This is a genomic window from Bacteroides sp. MSK.20.12 (genome assembly GCF_019052435.1).
GTDB classification, from domain to species: domain Bacteria; phylum Bacteroidota; class Bacteroidia; order Bacteroidales; family Bacteroidaceae; genus Bacteroides; species Bacteroides xylanisolvens.
The window spans coordinates 95,692-119,614 of the sequence record NZ_JAHQVH010000010.1 but is presented as its reverse complement, the minus strand read 5'-3'; the positions used below and the strand labels follow the sequence as shown (position 1 = coordinate 119,614).

Genomic DNA, 23,923 nt, shown 5'->3' with positions numbered 1-23,923 from the left:
CGGTGAAACTGACTATAAAGTATCTTACCTGATAAAGATAATTCTCAATACGATGTTTGCAGATTACTTCTTTCCACCGCTATTTTGTTTTTCAATAATGTCATGCACCAAACTATTCATATACATTTCCAGATTTGTATACTGGCCATATTTATCTATCGTTTTTCCATTGCCATCAGAAGCATCATGAGGATTTAATCCGAATTTTCTCTCCCATGCATCAGGCATACCATCATTATCAGAATCAATCAAGGTACTTCTCTGTAAAAGAACTGGCCATGCGGAAACATTTTCCGAAGTATTTAACGAGAGCAAATCATCCTGACTATCTATCAATCCTGGTTTCGGATATCCTTCACTTTTCCAAATACCTCCTTCTCCATTATGAACATTCAAACCTTTATATCCAGCTGTTCTCGTACGTGTTTCCTTCACAATACGTGCATCCACATCATCTCGATGCAATGAACACCCCGCATAATCCAACACTTGTTTATAAGCATTGAAAGCAGAATGTGTTGTTACCGATGCAAATTCATGAGGTTTGTCCAATCGAATCGAGTCTTTAGTTTTTTGCGTAACTACTTTCTTATAATTATTCGAAAATTGATTGTAGACTCCATATTCCCAATTATTAGCTGTAGCCTTTTGGCTGTTTTTATCATCTGCCCCTCCATCTACAACGTTACCATCGATATAATACTTTCCCCACAGATACCCCCCATTCCTATTTTCTGTTGCATCTATAGCAAAAATCCGTCCACGTTTAGAGCCTGTCACCGTTGCAGGACCTGGTTTATAATAATTGTTCACTATATTAATATTCATCCTTTCACCACCATACGAACTGTTCATACCCCAATTATAGATCACATTATTGCGAAAATCTACATAATCACCATCACATTCTCCATTCTTACGTACCTTAGCTCCTAATCCGAAACGGGGATTCCGGCTATCATGATGGGCTAATAAATTATGGTGATAAGAAGAGTGTTCACCTCCCCAAATTCCTCCATATCCATGAGGACCTTTGGTATGTCCACCTAATCTAAGACTTTCAGAAATAATGCACCACTGCATAGTAAAATCATCATTTTCATAAAAAGAGGCACATTCATCTGTACACCAGCTGATAGAGCAATGGTCTATAATCACATTCCTTGCCCCTTTTCCTCCTAAAGCATCTGCACCGTCAGGATGCACACATTCTTTATTACCCATACGGAAACGTAAAAAACGGAGAATTACATTACTAGCATAATTTGTCACCGGATAACCCGCTATGCAAATACCGTTTCCTGGTGCAGTTTGTCCCGCAATAGTCAAATCCCCTTTCCGTATTTTTAGGTCTTTATGCAGAAATATTGTACCGGACACTTGAAAAATGATAGTACGAGGACCATCCAACTTTTCTATACCATAACGTAAAGTGCCAGGCATCCCATCATCTGCTAAAGAAGTAACAATATACACTTCACCTCCACGTCCGCCTGTAGTCATACGTCCATATCCTTCTGCTCCGGGAAAAGCAGCCAACTCTCCAAAATCAAGAGTGTTACCAATACCAGCAGAGGCAAAAGCAGCCTCATTTCCGATCAGAGTTAATAAAACGGTTAAACAACGAAAGATCAAATTCATATTCATATTTTTATTTATGGAATAATACAAAAATACACCAAATTTATTTATTGTACTCCTCCTTTATTCTGTTCCTCAACAATCTTTTGTACCAAGCTATTCATATACATCTCCAGATTTGTATATGTTCCTTCCTCATCTACTGTTTTACCATTTCGGTCAGAAGCATCATTCGGATTCAAACCATACTTTTTTTCCCATTCATCAGGCATACCATCATTATCCGAATCCTTCAGAATAACACCTTGTACCAATTCAGGCCATGCTGAAGATTCTCCAACAGGAATCACATCATCCTGACTATCAATGATACCTTTCTTTGGATACCCCACGCTTTTCCAATCAATACCTTCAACAACTCCCTGACCATTGTGCTCGTTCATTCCCTGATAGTTCGCAGTCCCGGTACGAGTCTCCTGAACAATACGTTCATCCACTCTATCCCTGTGCAAAGAACAACCTGCATAATCCATAACACGCTCAAAAGCCATACGGGCATCATGAGTGGTAACAGTACCTGTTTCTACAGGAGTAGTACGTTTAAGAGCTTTTTTTGTACTTTCATCCAACGTTCCATACTTTTTATCAAACTGATTATAAACTCCGTACTCCCAGTTATCCTTTGTAGCCTTCATACAACGATCGTAATCAGCCGCACCATTAATTTGCCCATCATCCACCACATTTCCTTGGATAAAGAAATCTCCCCAAGTGTCAAAAATGGCCGGATATGATTTCTTATCCGAATCACTCACTTTTTTGTCAATGGCAATAATACGTCCACGTTTAGAAGTGCCAGTAGGAGTGGCAGGCCCCGGCTTATAAAAATTATTCACAATATTTACATGCATGGCTTCTCCACCATAACAAGAGTTTCCACACCAGTTATAAATGACATTATTACGCATATCAACAATTTCATTCTCTTTTGTCGAATTAACTCCAGGACCTAGACGAGGATTACGGCTATCATGATGTGCCAATAGATTATGGTGAAAAGAAGCTTTCATACCTCCCCATATACCACCATAACCATGAGGACCTTTCGTATGCCCACCTAAACGCAGACTTTCAGAAATAAGACACCATTGCAGTGTAAAATTCTCATTTTGATAGAAAGAAACACATTCGTCAGTACACCAACTCATAGAACAATGATCAATCATTATATTTTTATGATACCGACCGCCAAAGGCGTCGGCTCCGTCTGCACTGACATCTTCTTTATTTCCCATTCGAAAACGCATAAAACGGACAATAACATTGTCTGCTTCCAAGAAAACCGGATAACCAGCCAAACAAATACCATCCCCCGGAGCCGTCTGTCCTGCAATGGTCAAATCTCCATTCTTAATCTTTAAATCACCGTTTAAATGAATAGTTCCGGATACCTGGAAAATAATTGTACGTTTTCCGCTTAATTTCTCAATACCATAACGTAAAGTTCCGTTCTGCAACTTGTCCTCCAATGAAGTAACAATATATACATCGCCACCACGCCCACCGGTTGTGTAGCGTCCATGTCCTTCTGCCCCAGGAAAAGCTGGTATCTTTTCATCTTGAGTTTCTCCAGTCCCTTCAGGTTCTTTAGGCAATTCATTTGCGTCACCACCATCAGTACACGCCAGAATTCCAAAAGCAAACAAAATGGCCAAACACCATTTACTTAGAATTATATCCATTTTCATACATTATTAGATTAATGAGGACAAAAGTAGACAGGATAAAGAAAAGTCTTGTTCAAATTTTGTTTTTCCAAATCATTAAAATCGATAAAACAAGGCTTTTCAAGCTAGCATGTGTATTTTTTGTTTTAAAACTATTCTAAAAATGCCTGCCGGCTATTAAAAAACAAAAAATACTAGGTGAAAAACAAATATTGCACATATCTATATTCACATTCATATACTTTTGTACCGAGGAATTAACTCTAAATGTGAGTACAGAATCAAAACAATAACCATTAATTAATAAACATGCAAAGAATGTCTAACAAAGTGAAAAACATGCGCAGTTGGCTGCTAATGCTATTTGCAGCGATATCGCTTGGCGTATCAGCGCAAACAATTACCGTAAAAGGTAATGTGAAAGACACAACAGGAGAACCGATCATCGGAGCTTCTGTAGTAGAGAAAGGTAATACTACCAATGGTACAATTACTGATTTAGATGGTAACTATTCTATCAAGGTTCCTTCAAAAGCAACCCTTACAATTTCTTATATCGGAATGAAAACTCAGGATATTGCTGTAAAAGGACAAAGTCAAATTAATGTCACTCTTTCCGATGATACACAAGCATTGGACGAAGTTGTGGTAATTGGTTACGGAACCGTTGCAAAAAAGGATCTGACTGGTTCCGTATCTTCCGTTAGTGCCAAACAGATAGCTGCCATTCCGGTATCTTCTGCATCAGAAGCATTACAGGGAAAAATGGCTGGTGTATCTATCACAACGACTGAAGGTTCTCCTGATGCAGACGTAAAAATCCGCGTACGTGGTGGCGGTTCTCTATCTCAAGATAATTCACCGCTTTATATTGTAGACGGATTTCCCGTATCAAGTATCTCTGATATTGCTCCAACAGATATTCAATCGGTAGATGTATTGAAAGATGCTTCTTCTACTGCTATTTATGGTGCCCGTGGTGCAAACGGTGTTATCATCATTACTACTAAATCCGGTCAAGAAGGTAAGATTCAGGTAAATTTGGGGGCTTCGTTCGGTGTTCGTAAAGTTACTAAAATGGTAGATGTACTGAACCCTTACGAATATGTGTTATGGCAACAGGAAATAGACCAGGAAGGGATGAAATATGGTATGTTTGATGATTTGGATATTTACAAATCTATGAAAGGCACCGACTACCAGGATGAGATTTTTGGTCGTACAGGAAATCAACAGCAATACAATGTGAGTGTGAGTGGAGGTAATAAAGATACCAAATTCAGTGTTAGTTATGCCCATAACGAAGAAAAAAGTATCATGCTTGGTTCAGGTTTCTCAAAAGAGAATATTAATGCCAAACTTAATACCAATATCAACAAATGGTTAACAATGGACTTTAATGCCCGTTTTAGTTACCAAACGATTGATGGTATCAGTGGTGGAGCAGATGCAAACGAATCAAGTGCAGCCAATTCACTAATATCACGTTCCGTCATCTACAAACCGGTAGAGGAAATTAATACAACAAGTTCAGACAGCGATGATGATGAAAATGTGAACAATGCACAATATAACCCACTGGAACGTTTAAATGCAACTTACAAGAAACAAACCCGCTTGCAACAAAACTATAACGTAGGACTTAACTGGAAACCAATCAAAGGATTAACATTCAGAAGTGAGTTTGGTTATGGATGGAGATATAACAATACTGACCAAGTATGGGGAGTGGAAGCTACAAGTAATTCTAAATATGGTTATTATGGACAGCCACAAGCTCTGTTAAATAAGGTCGTTAATAAAAACTGGCGTAATGCAAATACAGTAACGTATGATACTAAGTTCTTGAATAACACTCACAAATTAAATGTTATGTTAGGACATGAAGTTTCAAGTAGTTACGATCATGAAACGATTAATACTTCTGTTGCTTTTTCCAAATATATGACTATCAGTGATGTCCTTTCTGGTATGAGTAACGGAACGGCATTGCCTACCTCTACTTATATTGGTTTCAAAGACAATCTATTATCGTTCTTCGGACGTGTCAACTATACGATACAAGACAAGTATCTGATGACTTTCACAATGCGTGCCGATGGCTCCAGCAAATTCTCAAAAGGAAACCAATGGGGATATTTCCCGTCATTAGCTTTAGCATGGAGAATATCTGACGAAGCATGGATGGAAAGAAGCAAAGAATGGTTATCCAACCTAAAACTTCGTTTAAGTGTAGGTACAGCTGGTAATAACCGTATTAAATCGGGTGCCATTAATTCTACTTTCTCATTAGCAGAGACAAGTGATAAGAACATTTATTTCAATGAAACAAGTGCTGTTGTATTACAACATGCTTCTAATCTTTCTAATCCTGACCTAAAATGGGAAACAACACTTACCCGTAACTTAGGTATTGACTTCGGATTCTGGAACAACCGTTTATCCGGTAGTATTGATGCATACTGGAATACAACTAAAGACTTGTTGATGAATGCAACAATACCTTCAAGCACTGGTTTTTCTACCCAATATAAGAACTTTGGACAGACATCAAATAAAGGTATAGAATTAGCATTAGACGCAGTCATAGTAGATACTAAAGATTTTGGTTTAAATGCCAACTTCAACATTTCTTATAATAGAGCCAAAATTGATAAGTTAGCCGGAGGACAAACCTGGCAAAGTAGTAACTGGGGAGGCAAACCTGCCGGACAAAACGACTTCTTCATTGAAGAAGGAGGACGTCTGGGAGAAGTATATGGATATGAATTGGATGGCTTCTATACTACTGACGATTTTTCATGGGACGGCAGCAAGTGGATACTTAACGAGAATCTCACTGATCCGACAGAACTGATTAAATATAACAATTTTGGTCCGGGCTCACTAAAACTGAAAGCTGATGAAGATGGTAAATTTACGAAGAAACGTCTAGGAAATACTGTTCCAACTGTTACCGGTGGTTTCGGTATAAACATGCGTTACAAGAACTTTGATTTATCAGCCTTCTTCAATTACTCTCTTGGTAACAAGATTGTGAATGCAACCAAGTTAGGTTCAAGTTACTACAATGATACTAAAAAAGGATGGAATTTAAATGATAACTTTACATTAGCTAACCGTTATTCCTGGATTGATCCGTCAACAGGAGAAAACATGCTGAAAAGTTCATATATCAAGAGTAATGGGCTTGATTATACTATTAATCGCTTAAATGAAATAAATGCCGGAGCTTCCATGTATAATCCAGGTTCAATCACAGAAATGCCATTACTTGACTGGGCAGTAGAAGATGGTTCTTTCCTGCGTGTCAATAACATTTCAATCGGATATACATTACCTAAAGTTTTCGTAAACAAAATGTTTATGCAAAACGTACGTATCTACGTGACTGGTTACAACTTGTATTGTTTCACAAAATACTCGGGAGCAGATCCGGAAGTAGATACACGCCGCAGTACTCCAATGACTCCGGGCGTAGATTATTCTGCATATCCCAAAAGCCGCTCATTTGTAGGGGGTATTAATGTTACATTCTAACCCATAAATAGAAAGGAAATACATATATGAAAACTTATATAAAATTAGTATTACTAGGAACCGGATTGTTCAGCTTGCTTTCATGCAGTGACTTTCTCGACCAGTCATCCCCTTCGGAGTTGAAAGGAGAAAATGTTTTTAACTCCGTTGTGTATACAGAACAGGCGTTAAACAAGGTATATGCCGATTTGACATACGACCACACTTATGGTTCCCGTATTCCTATCAATTTCGGTAATAATACGGATATTGAACTGGCAAATGCAACCAAGCAATCGGAAGTTCATCAAAATTCAGAAAGAGGATTAGGGAATTACTATCTAAGCAAAGGATGGGATAAACTCGATACGAACTGGGAAAGATGTTTTGCTATTATTGAGAATGCCAATATCGTTATTGACGGTATTCGTAATAGTGACTTGTTAGCAGAAGGAACTACCACCCGTAAACCAATGCTCCGTTATTTAGGAGAAGCATTAACCATGCGTGCAATGGTATATTATGATATAGTTAAGAATTACGGAGATGTTCCGATGCGCTTTGAGCCTACCCAACCTGATGGTTCTAACATGTATGCAGCAAAAACAGACCGGGATATTATTTTAGACCAGTTGTTAGATGATCTGGACGAAGCTGCCAATTATCTTCCATGGGCAGGTGAAGATGGATATACAACGGAACATGCCACTGCTGGCTTTGCACACGGTCTATTTGCCCGTATCGCTTTATCACGTGCCGGATATAGTATTCGCGAACAGGCAAAAGCAGGTTATAGAAATCATCCGACTTGCAGCGACGGACAATTCCCTACTCAATGTCCGTCTGTAGCTGAAGTTCAAAAATTACACGAACGTGCATTAGCACATTTGGATATTGTAGTAAGCAAACAAGTTCATAAACTGAATCCATCTTTTGAAAACCAATGGGATTTAATCAATAAACGGACACTGGATACCAAATATTATGAAAATCTATATGAGGTAGCTCACGGATTAGGTAGATCTGGTGAAATGGGTTACAGTACCGGAGTTCGTATCAATGGTGCCAGCAACAAATATGGCGCAAAAGGTAATAGCAGTGGTAATATCAGACTTACAGCTTCTTATATTTTATCTTTTGATAATAACGACAGCCGTAGAGATATTACATGTGCTTACTATGAATTAAAACAAACGACAGTAGACAATAAAGCTGTGATAAAAGAGACATTGCTTTCTAACGCTCCTTTCAGTGCCTATGTAGCAAAATGGGACATTCGTAAAATGGATGATGCAATCATCTCTCTGGCACAAAATACAGACCAGAAGTGGGCTCCAGGTATTAACTGGGTAGTTATGCGTTATTCTGATATTTTATTAATGTATGCTGAAGTGATGTATAACTTGTATGGATTAGAAGGCAGCAATCCCAATGGTACCACTACAAAAACTGCACTTGAAGCTTTAACAGAAGTACATATTCGTGCCTTTGACACTGCTGCTCAAAATGCTGCTAAAACTGCAATCGAAGCATCTGCCCGAAACAATTTCATGGAAGCCCTTGACCAAGAACGTGCATGGGAGTTTGCAGGTGAATGTGTTCGCAAATATGACCTGATACGTTGGGGAACACTTTCCGAAAAGCTGGATCAATTCAGAACAGACTACAAAACTATGATTGAGACTGCTCCCAAATTCATCTTCTATAAAATGAAGACAGATGATCCGTATTCTATTGATATGAATAGTATCACTTGGCGTACTGAACAAATTCCTAATGAGCTTAGCAACCTTGAAGATCCAGATAAAGTGAAAGAAGCTGCTAAAACTGCAGGTTATGAATATGTTACCGGTTGGGGAACCAACTATGAATGGAAGAAGGGAGTAGCAGATACCAGTAAAACAACCAATGATTTAAATCTTGAGTATGTAGATGATATCAGCAGTGGTTTAAATGCTACAATCAAAAATAGACATCTATTACCGATAGGCTCCAAAACTGTCTCGGATGCCAACGGTTACATAGAGAACTCTTATAACTTCTAATAAATTATGAATATCATTCAATAATTGATCTCATGAACATGAATTTTATCAAATCAACAAAATACACGGTTTTATCAGGGCTTTTTATAGCCCTGACCGTACTGCTTTCATCGTGTGAGAAGGCAAATGATTGGGAAACAGATAGTGCCTATAATCGTCTGTTCCGTAGTACTAAACTGGCAGTCAGCCCTAGCATCAATGATGCTGAAGTTATATGGAATAATACAATCAATACTGATTATTATATCATTGAAGTGAATACTTCTGAACTTACAGCTGAAAATTATCAGGAAGGATCTGTTATCTTCGGAGAGGATAAGAGTATAAAAAGCTCTCCGTACACTATTGAAGGATTGGATGCAAATACCAGTTATTATATTCGTATCCGTTCATGCTCTGAAACAGCTTCACCTTCCAAATGGGTATATCCGGAAAATACAAGCTTTAAGACCAAGACAGAACAATTAATTGAGGAGATCTCAACCATCACTGGTTCTACTGCCATTATCACATGGAAAAAGAATCAGAGCGTAACCCACTTCTTACTGACGAACACAGAGACTTCAGCAGTAACAAACATTCCAATTTCTTCGGAAATGAATGCAGAAGGTAGTTATCAACTTACAGATCTGGCAGCTTCTACCACATACACTATCGGTATATACAATACTGTTAACGGTGAAGATATATTAAGAGGTGAGAAATCATTCCAAACTACAGAAAACTTCCCGGATGGTTACACACCTGTATATCTTACTGTTGCTGATGATCCAAACGAGGTACTTGCTGCACAAAGTGGAAATGTAGTTCTAGTTGTACCACATTCTACAGCAATCACATTCAGTAAAACTGTCATTGTACCTGAAGCTGTTACATCAATCGTATTCTGGGGAGCAAGTGGCGGAGCTGAACAGGCAACAATGACAACTAAGACTATTTTGACTTTAGGCAACAAAGATGTGGTACGTTTCTATAATTTAAATGTTGATGCACAAGGAGATTATTTCTTTAATCTTCAAAAAGGTGCAGATATGACAGATGATATATCAACCAATATCAACACTTTATTAATAGAAAGCTGTACGATTAGTAACTCTAAATCATTAGTAAGAGCCAAAGAAGGTATAAGCATCCAAATTAATAAAGTTAGTGTAAACAAATCTATTATCAATGGTTGTAGCGGAGATATGTTTGCTTATAAAGAATCAACGGTTGCCCAAATTCCTGTTACTGAAATAACTAATAGTACCTTGATAAAACCACAAGGACGCATCTTCTATGCAGGAAATGCTGCTTCTTTCTCCATCGATTATTGTACGATGTACGGCTGGGGAGGTTCAAAAGCTATGTTAGAACTGGGAGATAAAAATACCCTAGGCATGTCTTTAGCTATCAAAAATACAATCTTGGCTAATGGTGGAAGCAATAGAAAAGCTCATAATGCAAATGCAGCTGCTAATCTTAGTCTGACTATCGAGAAAGTTTATGGTACCAATGACATGACATTCCATAGCACTCTTGGTGACGTAACCAAATATGATAAGCCATCTACAGAAGTTTTTGAAAATCCGGAAGAAGGAAACTTCAAAATTATAGATGCCTTATTCCCAAGCAGCATTGGTGACCCTCGCTGGACAGAATAATAAAAGAGAGTAGAATGTCAGAAAAGACATATTGAATAAAAAAGGCTATCAGATAAATGATAGCCTTTCTTATTATCTTCCCACTTTATCCCGATACTCCGTAGGCGTCATTCCAACTTGCGCCTTGAAACATTTACTGAAATAACGTGGATCATTAATACCGACCATATATGAAATCTGCGTCATATTAAACTCTCCGGTTTCTATTAATTGCGTGGCCCGCTTGATACGCATTTCTTTGATAAATTCGATAGGAGCCAGTCCGGTTAGTGTTTTCAGTTTCTTAAAGAAGACAGAGCGACTGACAGCCAGTTCCCGAACCAAGTCATCTACCACCAGTTCACCATTATCCATATTCTGCTCCATTAATTCCACCAGTTTATCCATAAATTTACGGTCGTTGGGAGACATTTCGAGCGTTGCAGATACAGTTTCGGAGGTGTCTTCTTCTGCCGATGGCACATCCGTAGCAACAGGTGCATCCTCCTGACCGGCAGAGATATGGATATGCATCAGGCTATCCCGATAGAAACTTTGCAGTTTCTTACGCTGCATCAACAGATTTTCCACACGGGCTTGCAGATAGGTAGCACTGAAAGGTTTCGTGATATAATCATCCGCACCATATTCCAGTCCTTCCAGTTTACTTTCAATCGTAGTTTTGGCAGTAAGCAGGATAATAGGTATATGGCTGGTTGTCATATCCGCACGCAGTTCACGCGTCATTTCGATACCGTCTTTCTCGGGCATCATCACGTCACTGATAATAATATCCGGAAGATACTTCAATGCTTTATTTGCTCCTTCCCTACCATCGGCAGCTTCCACTACCCGGTACATCGGAGAAAATATACTACGCAAGAATTCACGTAACTCCTGATTATCTTCAACTAATAACATCAGTTCTTTGGAGTTTTCTTCTTTCGCAGCATCTTCCTCATAAACAGCTTCAATTTTCTCCGAATCATCGGGTATCAGCGTTTCAGACTGAATGGAAGAGTTGGCTATATCCACCACTTGCCCCATCCTTACCGGAGCTTCCGCATCTTCCAGGATAAACTCGGTTTCCTTATCATAATGTTCTTTCCCTTTCAGGAAATCGACTTTGAAACAACTTCCCTCTCCCAAACGACTATCCACGGAAATAGTAGCCTTGTGCATCTCCACAAGCTCTTTCACCAATGAAAGTCCGATACCCGTACTAGCCTGATTGAACAGATTCTTGTCCACCAGATTCTCAAAACGGACAAACAAGGACTTCTTTTTATTTTCCGCGATACCAATTCCCTGGTCTTGTACACCGATAGAAACTGTATTCTCATCTTCACGGATAAACATCGTTATCATCTTGCCATTCGGCGTATACTTAAATGCATTGGAAAGCAGGTTGAATACAATCTTTTCCAGCTTATCGGCGTCCACCCAAAGATAAAGATGCTCCTTTTCCGTCTGAAACAGGAAATCAATCCGATGCTCTTCGGCCACAGCTTCAAAATTATCCATCACCTTGCACACGAAAGGAACGATGTCTACACGCTGTACTTGCATCTTCATCTTCTTGTTCTGAATCTTACGGAAGTCCAATATCTGATTGACAAGACGAAGCATACGGCTGGTGTTCCGTTCCACCACCACCAACTGTTCACGGGCATCAGCCGGCAATTTATCATTCTTCAAGACCTGCTCTACCGGACCTGCTATCAACGTAAGCGGAGTACGCAACTCATGGGATATATTCGTAAAGAAGCGCAGTTTTATATCCGAAATCTGCTGTTCGACCGACACTTCATGCTTCAACCGGTAAATGGTGAACAGGATATAAACGGCCACAAGAATAATAATCAGAATGAAAAGTATATAAAGCACGTATGCTATCGGCGTTTCCCAGAAAGAAGGCAGAATGACAATATCCAAGATACGTTCGTTATCCACCCACACACCATCGCTATTGGTAGAACGGACGCGGAGCACATACTCTCCTTTCGGAAGATTCGTATAAGTCACGCTACGCTGTTTGTCGGCAAAGGTCCACTGTTTTTCAAATCCGTCGAGAATATAAGCATACTGTATATTCTGCGGATTGGTATAATCGAGTGCCGCGAAATGAACGGAGAAAATATTCTCTTTATGCGAAAGAACCAATTTATCAGCGTCGTCAATATCCACTTTCAACAATGAGTTGCCGCCGGGGGTAATGTCCTCATTAGCCACTGTCAGTTTGGAGAATACGATAGGCGGGATATAGCTGCTCTTACGAATAGAGTCAGGATTAAATATAAAGACTCCGCCGCTGGCACCGAAAAGCATGCTTCCTTTAGCTGTCAAGGCCGAAGCGGCTTCACTAAAGCGTACAGGGAAAGTGATACTACGCTCGTCATAACTTTCAAAACGTTCTTCAGAGGGGATGAACTTACAAATTCCATTCTCCGTACTAATCCATAGATTCTGCTTACTATCTTCGCGAATGGAAAGCAGGACATCGGAAGGAAGACCATCCAATACGGAATATGATTTGAATTCTCCGTGACCGTCCTTACTGATAGATACCAGCTTGTTGAGTCCGCCGCCGAAAGTAGCCAGGTAAAGTTCCTTTTTCTTGGTGGAGATAATCCAATGGACATCATTATTACTCAAGCTTTGCGTATCATTCGGCATACGGGAGAAATGATAGAACTTCACATCCTCCGGTTTCTTAAAATTCTCATCAAAAGCAACGGCCCCCGTAGTTGTTCCTACCCACAAGCGTCCGTTGTTATCGGAAGTGATGAAACGCGCTTTGTAACAAGGATCAATGGGATAACCTTTCAGGTTGTTCCGGTGATTGATAAACAATGTCTTTCCAGCTTCATTCTCCGTGATATAATTGATACCTCCGGCAAAAGTTGCCAGCCAGATACGACCATAATGATCTTCATAGACGCAATATACATTATTATCGCTCAAACTGTACATATCATCTTCACGATGAAGATAACGGGTCAGCTTATAAGACATTCCGTTGGAAGAAATCGGCTCGGCACGAACAAGGCCGTCTCCTTTTGTCGCAATCCAGATGATTCCTTTTGAATCCTGAATAACAAAATAAACGGTTCCCAGCATGGGAGTACCGGTGGTAGAGATCGTGCCGCTTTCGGTAAGGTATCCTTTATAAGTTTTGCCGGCATCATATATACGAAGTATACCGTCTTTCAAGCCAACCCACAAATTACCCAGTTTGTCTTCACACAGGGCACGTACCTCATTATGCAACGATTCGTGTTCATGAGGCATAGGGGTCATCATCGCAAAGGGTACATTTCGATAAGTCACTTTCTCCAATCCTTTAGAGTGGGTACAAAGCCACAGATTACCTTGTTTGTCGGAAAAGGCCGAATGAATCTTATTGGAAAAACGCCAGTCACGGCTACCCAGTCCGTTATAGAAAGGAACCAAGCATTTTTTTTGAGGATCGAAGTAAGAGAAACCTCCTCCGTAAGGATGTACCCAAAGATAACCGTTTACGTCTTCATGGATATGAAAAGCCGGACGGGAACGTTCGGGATTGCTGTATTCGATAGGAATTTGTTCACGGGTCACCACTCCGGTCGAGGGATTAAAATGAGCTACAACACCCGGTTCTTCCTGTTCGAACCACACTTCCGAAGAACGGTCTACGTATGCAGAAAGGATCGGCTTTGCGGGTAACGCCTTACAAGTCAGGAACGAGTAATGTACGTTTGTTTTTGTTCGCAGGTTGTAAGTAAAGAAGCCATCCGAATCGGTAGTAATAACGGATACGTCCGGTGCAATGGGATGAATGGAGGTGATCTGTCCTTTTGTGGGAAGCTCGATCAACGTAAACTCTCCGCTTTCTTTCTGATAAGACCAGATGCGTCCATGATCCGAGGCGAAGCAAATATCTTTATCACGTTCCTGCACAGCATAGAAAGCCTGATTCATTCCGCCAAACTTTCCTTTTGTCTCCGTAAAATAAGAATCCGGCTCTTTCTTTCCGGGATGGATCATACCGAGGCCATTATCCGTCAGCAACCAGTCATTGCCGGCTTTATCTTGATGAACTTTGAATACATGTAAAGAAGGAAACAGTTCTGTCTTGCTGGAATAAATATCCCATGTCAAGCGATTATTCTCATCCGGATGCGTCAGGATGCGGATGGCTCCGTCGTTTTCCGTCAGCAGCCAGACGGTTCCGTTCGGCATCACTTCAATGGTATGTACATTGAAAGCACTCCCCTCTTCTCCGGCAGCAGGCACTTGCTCGAATGTCTCTGTCTTCGGGTCGAAACGATGGACACGGTTGTCATAAGTCAGCAACCACAGAAAGCCGTAACGATCTTCATACATACGATCTACACGGTTATTGGTCAGACTGATGTAGTTTCCCTGACGGGCCTTGTATGTTTTGAAAGTATAACCGTTGAAACGGTTGATACCATCCCAGGTGGCAAACCAAAGGTTGTCTTTGTGATCCTGCAAGATGTTCATCACTGTATTTTGGGATAATCCATCTTCAGTAGAATAGTGGGTGAAAAAACAGTGCTGTTGCGCGTATGTTGAGAACGCAATAGCTAACAATAGAATTACTGAAATTAAGGTTTTCTTCATCATATCACTCGGTTCTGTGGCGTAAAGATAGAAAAATACTTGTAGTATCATGCAATCTTTAGCGGCTATTTAACAGAATCGGGCCAACATGACTTATGTCTCTATTTTTTTTAAAATATTAGGCAATGCGGCTATCATGTAAAAAGGAAGGTTGATAAGTTTGAAATGTTTTCCTTCATTAGTAGTAACTTCGTCTATAGCATAATTCCCCGACCAGATTCGAACTGCCAAATCATGCTCCGTTTCATTCATAAACTGATGAATGGATTTTAAGTGGGCGTTGTGTCCGTTTTTCACTTCAATTGGAATGATTTTCCCGCCATATATGTATACAAAGTCCACTTCTGCAGAACTCCCCCTTTTAGCCCGTACCCAAAACTTTTGCTTCTTACCTACTTCGTTGGAAAGAGCTTTTAATTCCTGCGCAACGATTTGTTCGGCAGCCATACCTCTCCATGTATCCGTCAAATCTTTACTAAGAAGATATTCTTTTTGTATTTCAGCCGCATAATTTACTAGTCCTGTATCCAGCCAGATCAATTTAGGAGCGCGTTTCAAATCTGTGGTAGCTGGCATTATCGTATGAGTGGTAGGATATACCAACTCCAGCAACAATGCTTTTTCCAGAGTACGGAAAGCCTCGCCCGTTTCACGGGCTTTGTAAGCGGACTGTGCAAATCCTCCTAAAGTGACAGCTTGCCCTGCATATCCCCAACCTTCTTCCAGTATGTAACGAATCACCGCAGCTTGCGTGTTTGTCTCCGCATACTTTTCCACATCATTCTTGTAGGCATTTAGCAGTTGATTGTAAGTATCGGACAAGGATACAACATCTCGGTTAGCAGCATACCTCGCTACAATTTCGGGCATCCCGCCTATCAGTGCATAACTATTAAAAAGTAGCATTAATTGTTGATGGAAAGCCTCCGGCAAGCGTGCTTCCAAAATCCAATCTACAAACCGTCCCTCTCCTATTGCCTGAAGAAACTCAATAAAGGAACACGGATGCAAAGCCATATACTCCACCCGTCCTACAGGCAACGAGATGTGTTTGTCCAACATATTTTCCAGAAGAGAACCTGCTGCAATAACATACAACTCCGGCAATTCCTCGTAAAAGTACCGCAACAATGCAACAGCTTGTGGCGACGACTGTATCTCGTCGATAAAAAGCAGGGTCCGTCCCGGCCTCTGCGGCTTATTATCATACAAAAACAATAAAGGCAGCAGCATCTTTACATCATCAGTAGACTCAAACAAATCCTTTGCCTCTTTCTTTTCAAGGTTTAAAGACAGGAAATTATCAAATTCTTTGCCAAACTGCTCAACAATAGTGGTCTTCCCTACTTGGCGGGCTCCTCTCAATATCAGAGGTTTTCTATTATTTTTCTCTGCCCACTCATGCAACTGATTCTGTATCCTTCGTTCAAACATATCGTAATTTGTTTATTTACAGTTACAAATATACAAATTTGTTTCATTGCAGGGGTGAATTTACTCATTTTTTGTTTCATTGCAGAGGTGAATTAGCTTAATTTTTGTTCCATTGTAGGGGCATATTGACTATCAGTTGTACCAGATCGATAAAGTTGTACCAGCTCAATAAAGTTGTACCAGCTCAATAAAGCAGTGTACCAGTTGAGCATATGCAGTTCCGCCCTTTCAGGGCTTATGTTTGGTGTATACCTATCACGTAGGGCAATGCCCTACGCTATATAATAGAAGGCTTTCAGCCTATTAAACTACTTCCGAAACTTGAGTAAACAATCATATCTGTTCGTCAGATCAACGCTTTACCGTTATCAGTTTATTTCCGTTCTCTATCGGATTCCATCCGTCTTCTCCTGCCAAAACTGCATTTATCTCATATCCTTTCAGATTCTTCAATTGTTGGGAGAAAGCAGCGCGCGCTTTCGGATGGGCTCCTTCGCCCCGACTTTCATATTCGGCATAAAAGACAGTTTTCTCGTTTTCCTTCTTGCCCCAGTTGTTCCAGCCAATGGGAAGAATGTGTTTCCCCAGTTCGCAACGGATGAATACAGCTTGTGCATACGGACGCCAGGGACGGGACAGATACACTTTTGTGGCTTCCGGTTCCGCAGTCAGTTTACAATCATAGAATACATAGCCATATTTTTTTCCTTTATCAGTAGAGGGAGCGGTGACATAACCATCCCGCTTACTATGAATGTAGCAACGGTTGAAAACAGCCGTAGACCAACCGAAGATAAAATCAACCGTTCCTTCGATATAGCAGTCTTCATAATATTGGCGGCTTTGCTTACTGTATGTATAGAGGGTATCCTGGAAACCTAAAAAACGACAGTTCTTAAAATAGACACGGTCGGCAGACACAAAGCAGGCAACTGCCTGTCCTACGGGACCTGATGAGTTCTCGAATGCGATATTCTCCGCATAAAAATCAGGGGCATAGATGTAACAGCTGGACGAACCGGAAGTTCCCATGTTCTCGCCGAATACATTTTTCTTGTTTGCAAAACCGTCATAAGTCAGTATCGCACCGTCTTCTCCAATCAAAGAGATATTAATCTTGGATTCGGGGATGATGAGCTTCTCTTTATAAGTTCCTTTACGAATCAGGATAGTGGTACGGACGTCTTTGCGAAAATCGGGAACAGCATTGATAGCTTCCTGCACAGTAAAGAAATCACCGCTACCGTCTTGGGCCACTACATAATCGAATTGACGGATATATTTCGCCAGTTCCGGAATTTCCTTGCCGATGGCATCCACTGCCAGTCCGGCAATTGTTCGTGCTCCGTATACGTTTAAGTGAGTATTGTCTTCACGACCTTTCGGGAAAGCCGGCACCTGATTGGGTTCGACAAACATGAATAGTTTCTTTGATTCTACTGGTCCCAGTCCCTGCACCAGGTCGTGGGTGATTTTGTTCATGTCGATGAAAGTCACTCCCAGTTCTTTTGCCACATTACGGGGAGCATCCAGATAGGCGCCATGTGTATCGAATAAAACGGTTCCCTCTTTCGGTTGTTCCTTTTCCCCCGGTGTACGGCGGACATCTTTTGCGATGGCATCATCCTTCGGCTGTACGAAGTTTCGACGGACGATAGAGTTGAACAACACCGGAATTCCACCTTTGGCGCGGGTTTCATTCACATACCGACGAAGATTTTCATCAAAAGTACTACCCGGATCGGTGTGACGGGTAGAGTCTGCTTTCTCATCATTATGGCCGAACTGGATAAAGACATAATCTCCTTTTTTCACTTTAGAAATTACTTTTTCCCAGCGTCCTTCGCTGATAAAACTCTTAGAACTTCGACCGTTGGCGGCATGATTGTCTATCCGTATGTCTTCGGAGAAGAATCCGGGAAGTACCATTCCCCAACCACGTTCGGGATTTCCTCCGTCTATTTTCTTGTTAGCCATTGTCGAATCACCTATCATAAAGATAGTGATGACCGGTTTGTCTGCACGAAATGCAGAAAAAAGAATAAGAGCCGTTGCAAGTAGCCCTACCATTTTAATCCTAAATGTTTTCATATTCTTCATCCCCTCTTACGAGTTTTATTTTTTGTTTTTATCTGCCACCTGCAACGTTTTGCTTGTATCTTACTTGCAATCAACTGATTGCAGCGTTGCAGATACTGTTGCAGATACCGTTGCAGATGTTTATCTGCAACACCTTATATAATCCTGTTTTGCACGCAGGCAAATTCAGTTTCCACGCATAGGAACTACAGTTTCCCCGGGAAGAAACGCTAGTTTCCACGTAGAGAAACGACAGTTCCCACATAGGGAAACTGCAGTTTCCTGCCTTGGAACAGGAGTTTTAAGCTAGGGAAAGCAAAGAGCCAAGCCCGGAAACAAAAATTTCAAGCTGCATAAACAGTCGGAAAACCTACGTATTTTTATTTATAGGGATACCAATTACTGCTTTCCTTAAAGATATTTTGCGGAGTATACTTCATTGCCTCCTTATTTGTCAACTGTTTAGCCCATGCCACACGCCCGGAAGTATCTGCGCCCGCACCCGTATTTCCGAATTCGGCATAACGGGCTGTCTTTTCGTTCTCCGGATTCTTCCAATTGTGCCATCCTTCGGGACGGATATGATTACCAAACTCACAATTGATAAAGACCGTTGCCGCATAAGGACGCCACGGACGACCCAAATATACTTTTTTCACTCCCGGAGCGGCCGTCAACTTACAGTTTTTGAAAACATAACCGAATTCTTCACTTTGAGGAGTGGAAGCGGCAGTGATATACGAATCACGTTTACTATGCAGTTCGCAGTATTCGAATAGAGCGGTGGAAGGACCAAAAATAAAATCGGTAGTTCCCTCGATATAGCAATTCGTGAATAAGAGACGCGCTCCTTCGGTTCCTGTATAAATAGTATCCTGATTTCCCAAGAAACGACAGTTGACAAACATCAGTCTGTCACCTTCGGTGTGAAGAGCTACCGCTTGCCCCAGTGGAGCCGCATTATTTTCAATCGTCAGGTCTTTGAAAGTGATGTCATTTCCCTCCACTTTTACCGTATAGGTGCGGAAAGTACCCATCTTATTGATATTGGCATGGTCATCATAAGTGATAATCGTTTTTTCTGCGCTTTCGCCCACTAATTGCACATTCTTTACCCAGGAAGGAATGACCAGTTTTTCTTTGTATATACCGTTCTTGATATAGATCGTCACCGTATAATCCATAAAAGCGCGGACAGCTTCCACGGCTTCCTGAATGTTACGATACTCCCCTGTCCCGTCGCGTGCCACGACTAATGTGTCTTTGCGTTGCTGTTGTTGTGCATAAACAGATGTTGCTCCCACACCCAGTAGAAGCAAACACATCATTCCTTTAAAAATAGTCCTTTTCATTGTCGGAAATTACTTTTGTAAACGTTCGTATTCCAAGCTAGCCATAATAAAAGGTCCTACGGCTTTAGGATCGTTATTGCGGATAGTTTCATTAATATAATAGTCATAATCGCCGGAACGATAGACCTTTCCTCCCAATCCTGCCACTGCACAAGCCTTGGTGATGGTTACCAATCCGTTCTTGTCCACTTCGATAAAATTATCCAGGAATCCTTTGTAGCCTTTCAATGCCACATCCAGATAAGACTTATCAATATATCCCAAACGAACCGCCTTAAAGAGCGAATAAATGAACATAGCGGAACAGGAAGATTCTACGTAATTACCCTTATCACCACTCCGGTCCATCACCTGATACCATCCTCCGGTCTTCGGGTCCTGAAGTTTCTTCACCTGCACAGCTACATTATTCAATATATCAAGCAGGGAATCTCTTCCGGCTTCATGCTGCGGAATAAATTCGAGCACATCCACCAATGCCATCGCATACCATCCCATCGCACGTCCCCACGTATGTTTCGACTGTCCGGTCACCGGGTCCGCCCAACGTTGAGTGCGGCTTACATCGCACGCATGACGATAAAGACCATTTTTAGGATCGTACGTATGACGGGCACAAGTGACAAACTGGTTGATTACATCTGCATAGTCCTGCGGAAGATTATTACGGAATGCATATTCCGCGTAGAAAGGAGCTCCCATGTAAATTCCGTCCAACCACATTTGGTGGGGATAAATCTTTTTATGCCAAAAACCGCCGTCCTCATTGCGCGGTTGTCCTTCAAACTGGCTATAAAGCAGGTCGAGCGCTTTCTTATATTTAGGATTTTTAGTCTGCTCATAAATACGGAAAAGGATTTTTCCGGAGTTGATACGGTCAAGACTGTAATCGGTTAATTTATAAGCGGTAATGCTTCCGTCTTCGTGCACCATTGTATCCGTATACGCGATGGCGTAATCGCGAATTTTCTTGTCGCCATAAGCGTCGTACACATCGAGCATGGCTCCCAGTTCAAGTCCGTGGCAATAATCCCACTTCAGTTTCGGCTGAAAGTCGAGCTGCCAGGATTCGGGGTAACGGATCATTTCCGATTCAGTCAGTCGCACAGACCAGGGAAGCTTGCTGTCTACCTGTTGTGCCGATACGGAAGCGGTCATTGTAACCAATAAAGCCACTATAAAAAAATTATAAAAAGGAGTTCGTCTCATGGTTTGTTATTTTAAGGATTCAACATAGTCTTTTTTCACGGTACGAAAGTAGTGTTTTTCCTCCAAACCCAGTGGGATTTTTTAGTCAAGTAGGTGCATTTTTTGTTTTTCGTGCACGGAAACGACTAATTTTGTGCACGCAAACGTCAAAAATGTCCATTTTTGATGCAATATCTCATAAATTAAGAGTTTCGTTTTGGAAGAAAGCAAAAAAGGTCTTACTTTTGGCACGGTTTACAACTAATACCCTCTGGGGAAACACAGGTAATTTATCATTAAAACAGAGAAAAAATAGAACAGAATGGAAGAAGTATTTAAGTACATTATCGGTCTTGGAGCGGCAGTAATGATGCCAATCATTTTCACGATTTTAGGAGTATGTATCGGTATTAAACTTCCCAAAGCGCTGAAGAGCGGTTTGTTGGTTGGTGTCGGTTTCGTTGGTTTATCAGTAGTGACGGCATTGCTCACCAGCAGTCTGGGTCCGGCATTAAGTAAAATGGTTGAAATCTACGGATTGGAATTGGGAATTTTCGACATGGGTTGGCCTTCTGCTGCGGCGGTAGCTTACAACACTTCAGTCGGTGCTTTCATCATCCCTGTTTGCTTGGGAGTTAACTTATTAATGTTGCTTACCAAAACAACCCGTACCGTTAATATCGACCTTTGGAACTATTGGCACTTCGCATTTATCGGTGCTATCGTGTACTTCGCTTCCGACAATATCTATTGGGGATTCTTCGCTGCCATCATCTGTTACATCATTACACTGGTAATGGCTGATATGACTGCTCCTGCTTTCCAGAAGTTCTATGATAAAATGGACGGTATCTCTATTCCTCAACCGTTCTGCCAAAGTTTCGTTCCGTTTGCTATTGTAATCAATAAACTATTGGATAAAATTCCGGGATTCGACAAGCTGAATATCGATTCTGAAGGTATGAAAAAGAAATTCGGATTGATGGGTGAACCGCTGTTCTTGGGTATCGTAATCGGTTGCGGTATCGGCGCATTGGGTTGTGCCAGCTGGAAAGAAGTATTGGATAATATTCCGGGCATTTTAGGACTGGGTATCAAGATGGGTGCGGTGATGGAATTGATTCCACGTATCACCAGCCTCTTTATCGAAGGTTTGAAACCGATCTCTGACGCTACCCGCGAACTGATCGCTAAGAAATATAAAAATAACACCGGTTTGAGTATCGGTATGAGCCCTGCACTGGTTATCGGTCACCCGACTACCCTGGTGGTATCTCTGCTGTTGATCCCTGTCACTATCTTCCTGGCTGTTATCCTTCCGGGCAACCGTTTCTTACCGCTGGCTTCTCTGGCAGGTATGTTCTACCTGTTCCCGATGATTCTGCCTATTACAAAAGGTAACGTAGTGAAATCATTTATTATCGGCCTGGTGGCATTGATTGTAGGTCTGTATTTCGTAACAGGACTGGCAGGCTTCTTTACACTGGCTGCTAAAGATGTATACGAAGCAACAGGCGACCCGACAGTAAATATCCCTGCGGGCTTTGAAGGCGGCGCGCTTGACTTTGCTTCCAGTCTCTTCTGCTGGGGTATCTTCCACCTTACTTACAGTCTGAAGATTATCGGCCCTGCCATCCTCGTGGCACTGGCACTCGGAATGGCTATCTACAACCGTATCCGCATGACTAGAAACGACGCAAAGAACGCATTGAACAGTAATAAGGAATAAGTAGAAAAGCCTTTAACTGATAATAATAAGTGGTATATAATATATAACTCAATAAAAAACTCGAAAGATGAAAAAATTAGCAATTGCAATGATGTTGGGTATCGCAGCAATGTCTGCCTCCGCCCAGGTGAATTACAAGATGCAAGTGGCTTGCAGCCCGCAAGACGTGAAAACGTATGATACTAACCGCTTGCGCAGTAGCTTCCTGATGGAAAAAGTAATGGTTCCAAACGAAATCAACGTTACTTATTCTATGTACGACCGTCTGATCTTCGGTGGCGCAGTGCCTGCAACAAAAGAATTGGTACTTGAAACAATCGACCCGCTGAAATCTAAATTCTTCCTCGAACGCCGCGAACTGGGTGTCATCAACATTGGTGGCGAAGGTATCGTAACCGTAGACGGTAAAGAATATACGCTGAAATTCAAAGATGCCCTGTACGTAGGTAGAGGCAAGCAGAAAGTGACTTTCAAGAGCAAAGATTCCAGCAATCCTGCCAAATTCTACATCAACTCGGCTACTGCCCACAAGGAATACAAGACTCAATTGATTACTATCGACGGACGTAAAGGTTCTCTGAAAGCAAACTCATTCGCTGCCGGAAAGCTGGAAGAAAGCAACGACCGCGTTATCAACCAGTTGATTGTTAACAACGTACTTGAAGAAGGCCCCTGCCAACTGCAAATGGGATTGACTGAACTGAAACCGGGTAGCGTATGGAACACCATGCCGGCACACACTCACTCTCGTCGTGTAGAAGCATACTTCTACTTCAATGTACCGGAAGGAAATGCTATCTGCCACTTCATGGGCGAACCTCAAGAAGAACGCGTCGTATGGATGCAGAACGAACAAGCTATCATGTCACCGGAATGGTCTATCCACGCTGCTGCCGGAACAAGCAACTACATGTTTATCTGGGGTATGGCAGGTGAAAACCTCGATTACGGAGACATGGACAAGATCAAATATACAGAAATGCGCTAACCGTTGCGTATTCCTGTATGACATATAATTTTT

Annotated in this window: 12 protein-coding genes; 5 read left to right on the top strand and 7 right to left on the bottom strand. The window is 41.3% G+C overall.

The annotated features are described in order from the left end of the window. Positions 1 to 63: 63 nt before the first annotated feature. Positions 64 to 1,641, bottom strand: a complete 1,578-nt coding sequence (locus KTR06_RS07850) for a polysaccharide lyase family 1 protein (protein ID WP_117809236.1) — start codon at positions 1,639 to 1,641, stop codon at positions 64 to 66. A gap of 47 nt (positions 1,642 to 1,688) precedes the next feature. Continuing rightward, complete coding sequence (locus KTR06_RS07845; RefSeq protein ID WP_015532387.1) at positions 1,689 to 3,329, bottom strand: hypothetical protein; 1,641 nt, start codon at positions 3,327 to 3,329, stop codon at positions 1,689 to 1,691. Positions 3,330 to 3,626: 297 nt separating this feature from the next. On the opposite strand from KTR06_RS07845, the gene KTR06_RS07840 reads away from it, so the two are divergent. From KTR06_RS07840 to KTR06_RS07830, 3 genes are read left to right on the top strand one after another with little or no spacing between them, the layout of a single operon-like run. After that, the gene (locus KTR06_RS07840) at positions 3,627 to 6,848 is read left to right on the top strand and encodes a TonB-dependent receptor (RefSeq protein WP_217290167.1); all 3,222 of its coding nucleotides are present in this window, start codon (positions 3,627 to 3,629) and stop codon (positions 6,846 to 6,848) included. A 26-nt stretch (positions 6,849 to 6,874) separates the two neighbouring features. Further along, a complete protein-coding gene (locus KTR06_RS07835; RefSeq protein ID WP_120067175.1) occupies positions 6,875 to 8,872 on the top strand; it encodes a RagB/SusD family nutrient uptake outer membrane protein in 1,998 nt (665 codons plus the stop codon). A gap of 32 nt (positions 8,873 to 8,904) precedes the next feature. Further along, the gene (locus KTR06_RS07830; protein WP_120067176.1) at positions 8,905 to 10,515 is read left to right on the top strand and encodes a DUF5123 domain-containing protein; all 1,611 of its coding nucleotides are present in this window, start codon (positions 8,905 to 8,907) and stop codon (positions 10,513 to 10,515) included. A 72-nt stretch (positions 10,516 to 10,587) separates the two neighbouring features. Here the strand turns inward: KTR06_RS07830 and KTR06_RS07825 are convergent, their stop codons facing one another. The 5 genes from KTR06_RS07825 to KTR06_RS07805 all read right to left on the bottom strand — a co-directional run bounded on the left by KTR06_RS07825 (position 10,588) and on the right by KTR06_RS07805 (position 21,194). After that, on the bottom strand, positions 10,588 to 15,123 hold the full coding sequence (locus tag KTR06_RS07825) for a two-component regulator propeller domain-containing protein (RefSeq protein ID WP_217290174.1): 4,536 nt from the start codon (positions 15,121 to 15,123) through the stop codon (positions 10,588 to 10,590). A 90-nt stretch (positions 15,124 to 15,213) separates the two neighbouring features. Beyond that, positions 15,214 to 16,554 carry an ATP-binding protein gene (locus tag KTR06_RS07820; protein WP_004315064.1) on the bottom strand — a complete coding sequence of 447 codons (1,341 nt, stop codon included), beginning with the start codon at positions 16,552 to 16,554 and terminating at the stop codon, positions 15,214 to 15,216. A 351-nt stretch (positions 16,555 to 16,905) separates the two neighbouring features. Continuing rightward, positions 16,906 to 18,654 carry a pectinesterase family protein gene (locus KTR06_RS07815; protein WP_217290166.1) on the bottom strand — a complete coding sequence of 583 codons (1,749 nt, stop codon included), beginning with the start codon at positions 18,652 to 18,654 and terminating at the stop codon, positions 16,906 to 16,908. Positions 18,655 to 19,013: 359 nt separating this feature from the next. Then, a complete protein-coding gene (locus KTR06_RS07810) occupies positions 19,014 to 19,985 on the bottom strand; it encodes a pectinesterase family protein (protein WP_120144442.1) in 972 nt (323 codons plus the stop codon). Between the two features lie 9 nt (positions 19,986 to 19,994). Then, on the bottom strand, positions 19,995 to 21,194 hold the full coding sequence (locus tag KTR06_RS07805; protein WP_004309408.1) for a glycoside hydrolase family 88 protein: 1,200 nt from the start codon (positions 21,192 to 21,194) through the stop codon (positions 19,995 to 19,997). A gap of 301 nt (positions 21,195 to 21,495) precedes the next feature. Between KTR06_RS07805 and KTR06_RS07800 the strand changes: the two genes are divergently transcribed. Continuing rightward, positions 21,496 to 22,902, top strand: coding sequence for a PTS galactitol transporter subunit IIC (locus KTR06_RS07800; protein WP_004301502.1), 1,407 nt, complete (start codon positions 21,496 to 21,498; stop codon positions 22,900 to 22,902). 67 nt (positions 22,903 to 22,969) lie between these two features. Beyond that, positions 22,970 to 23,890, top strand: coding sequence for a 5-dehydro-4-deoxy-D-glucuronate isomerase (gene kduI, locus KTR06_RS07795; RefSeq protein ID WP_004324875.1), 921 nt, complete (start codon positions 22,970 to 22,972; stop codon positions 23,888 to 23,890). Positions 23,891 to 23,923: the final 33 nt, after the last annotated feature.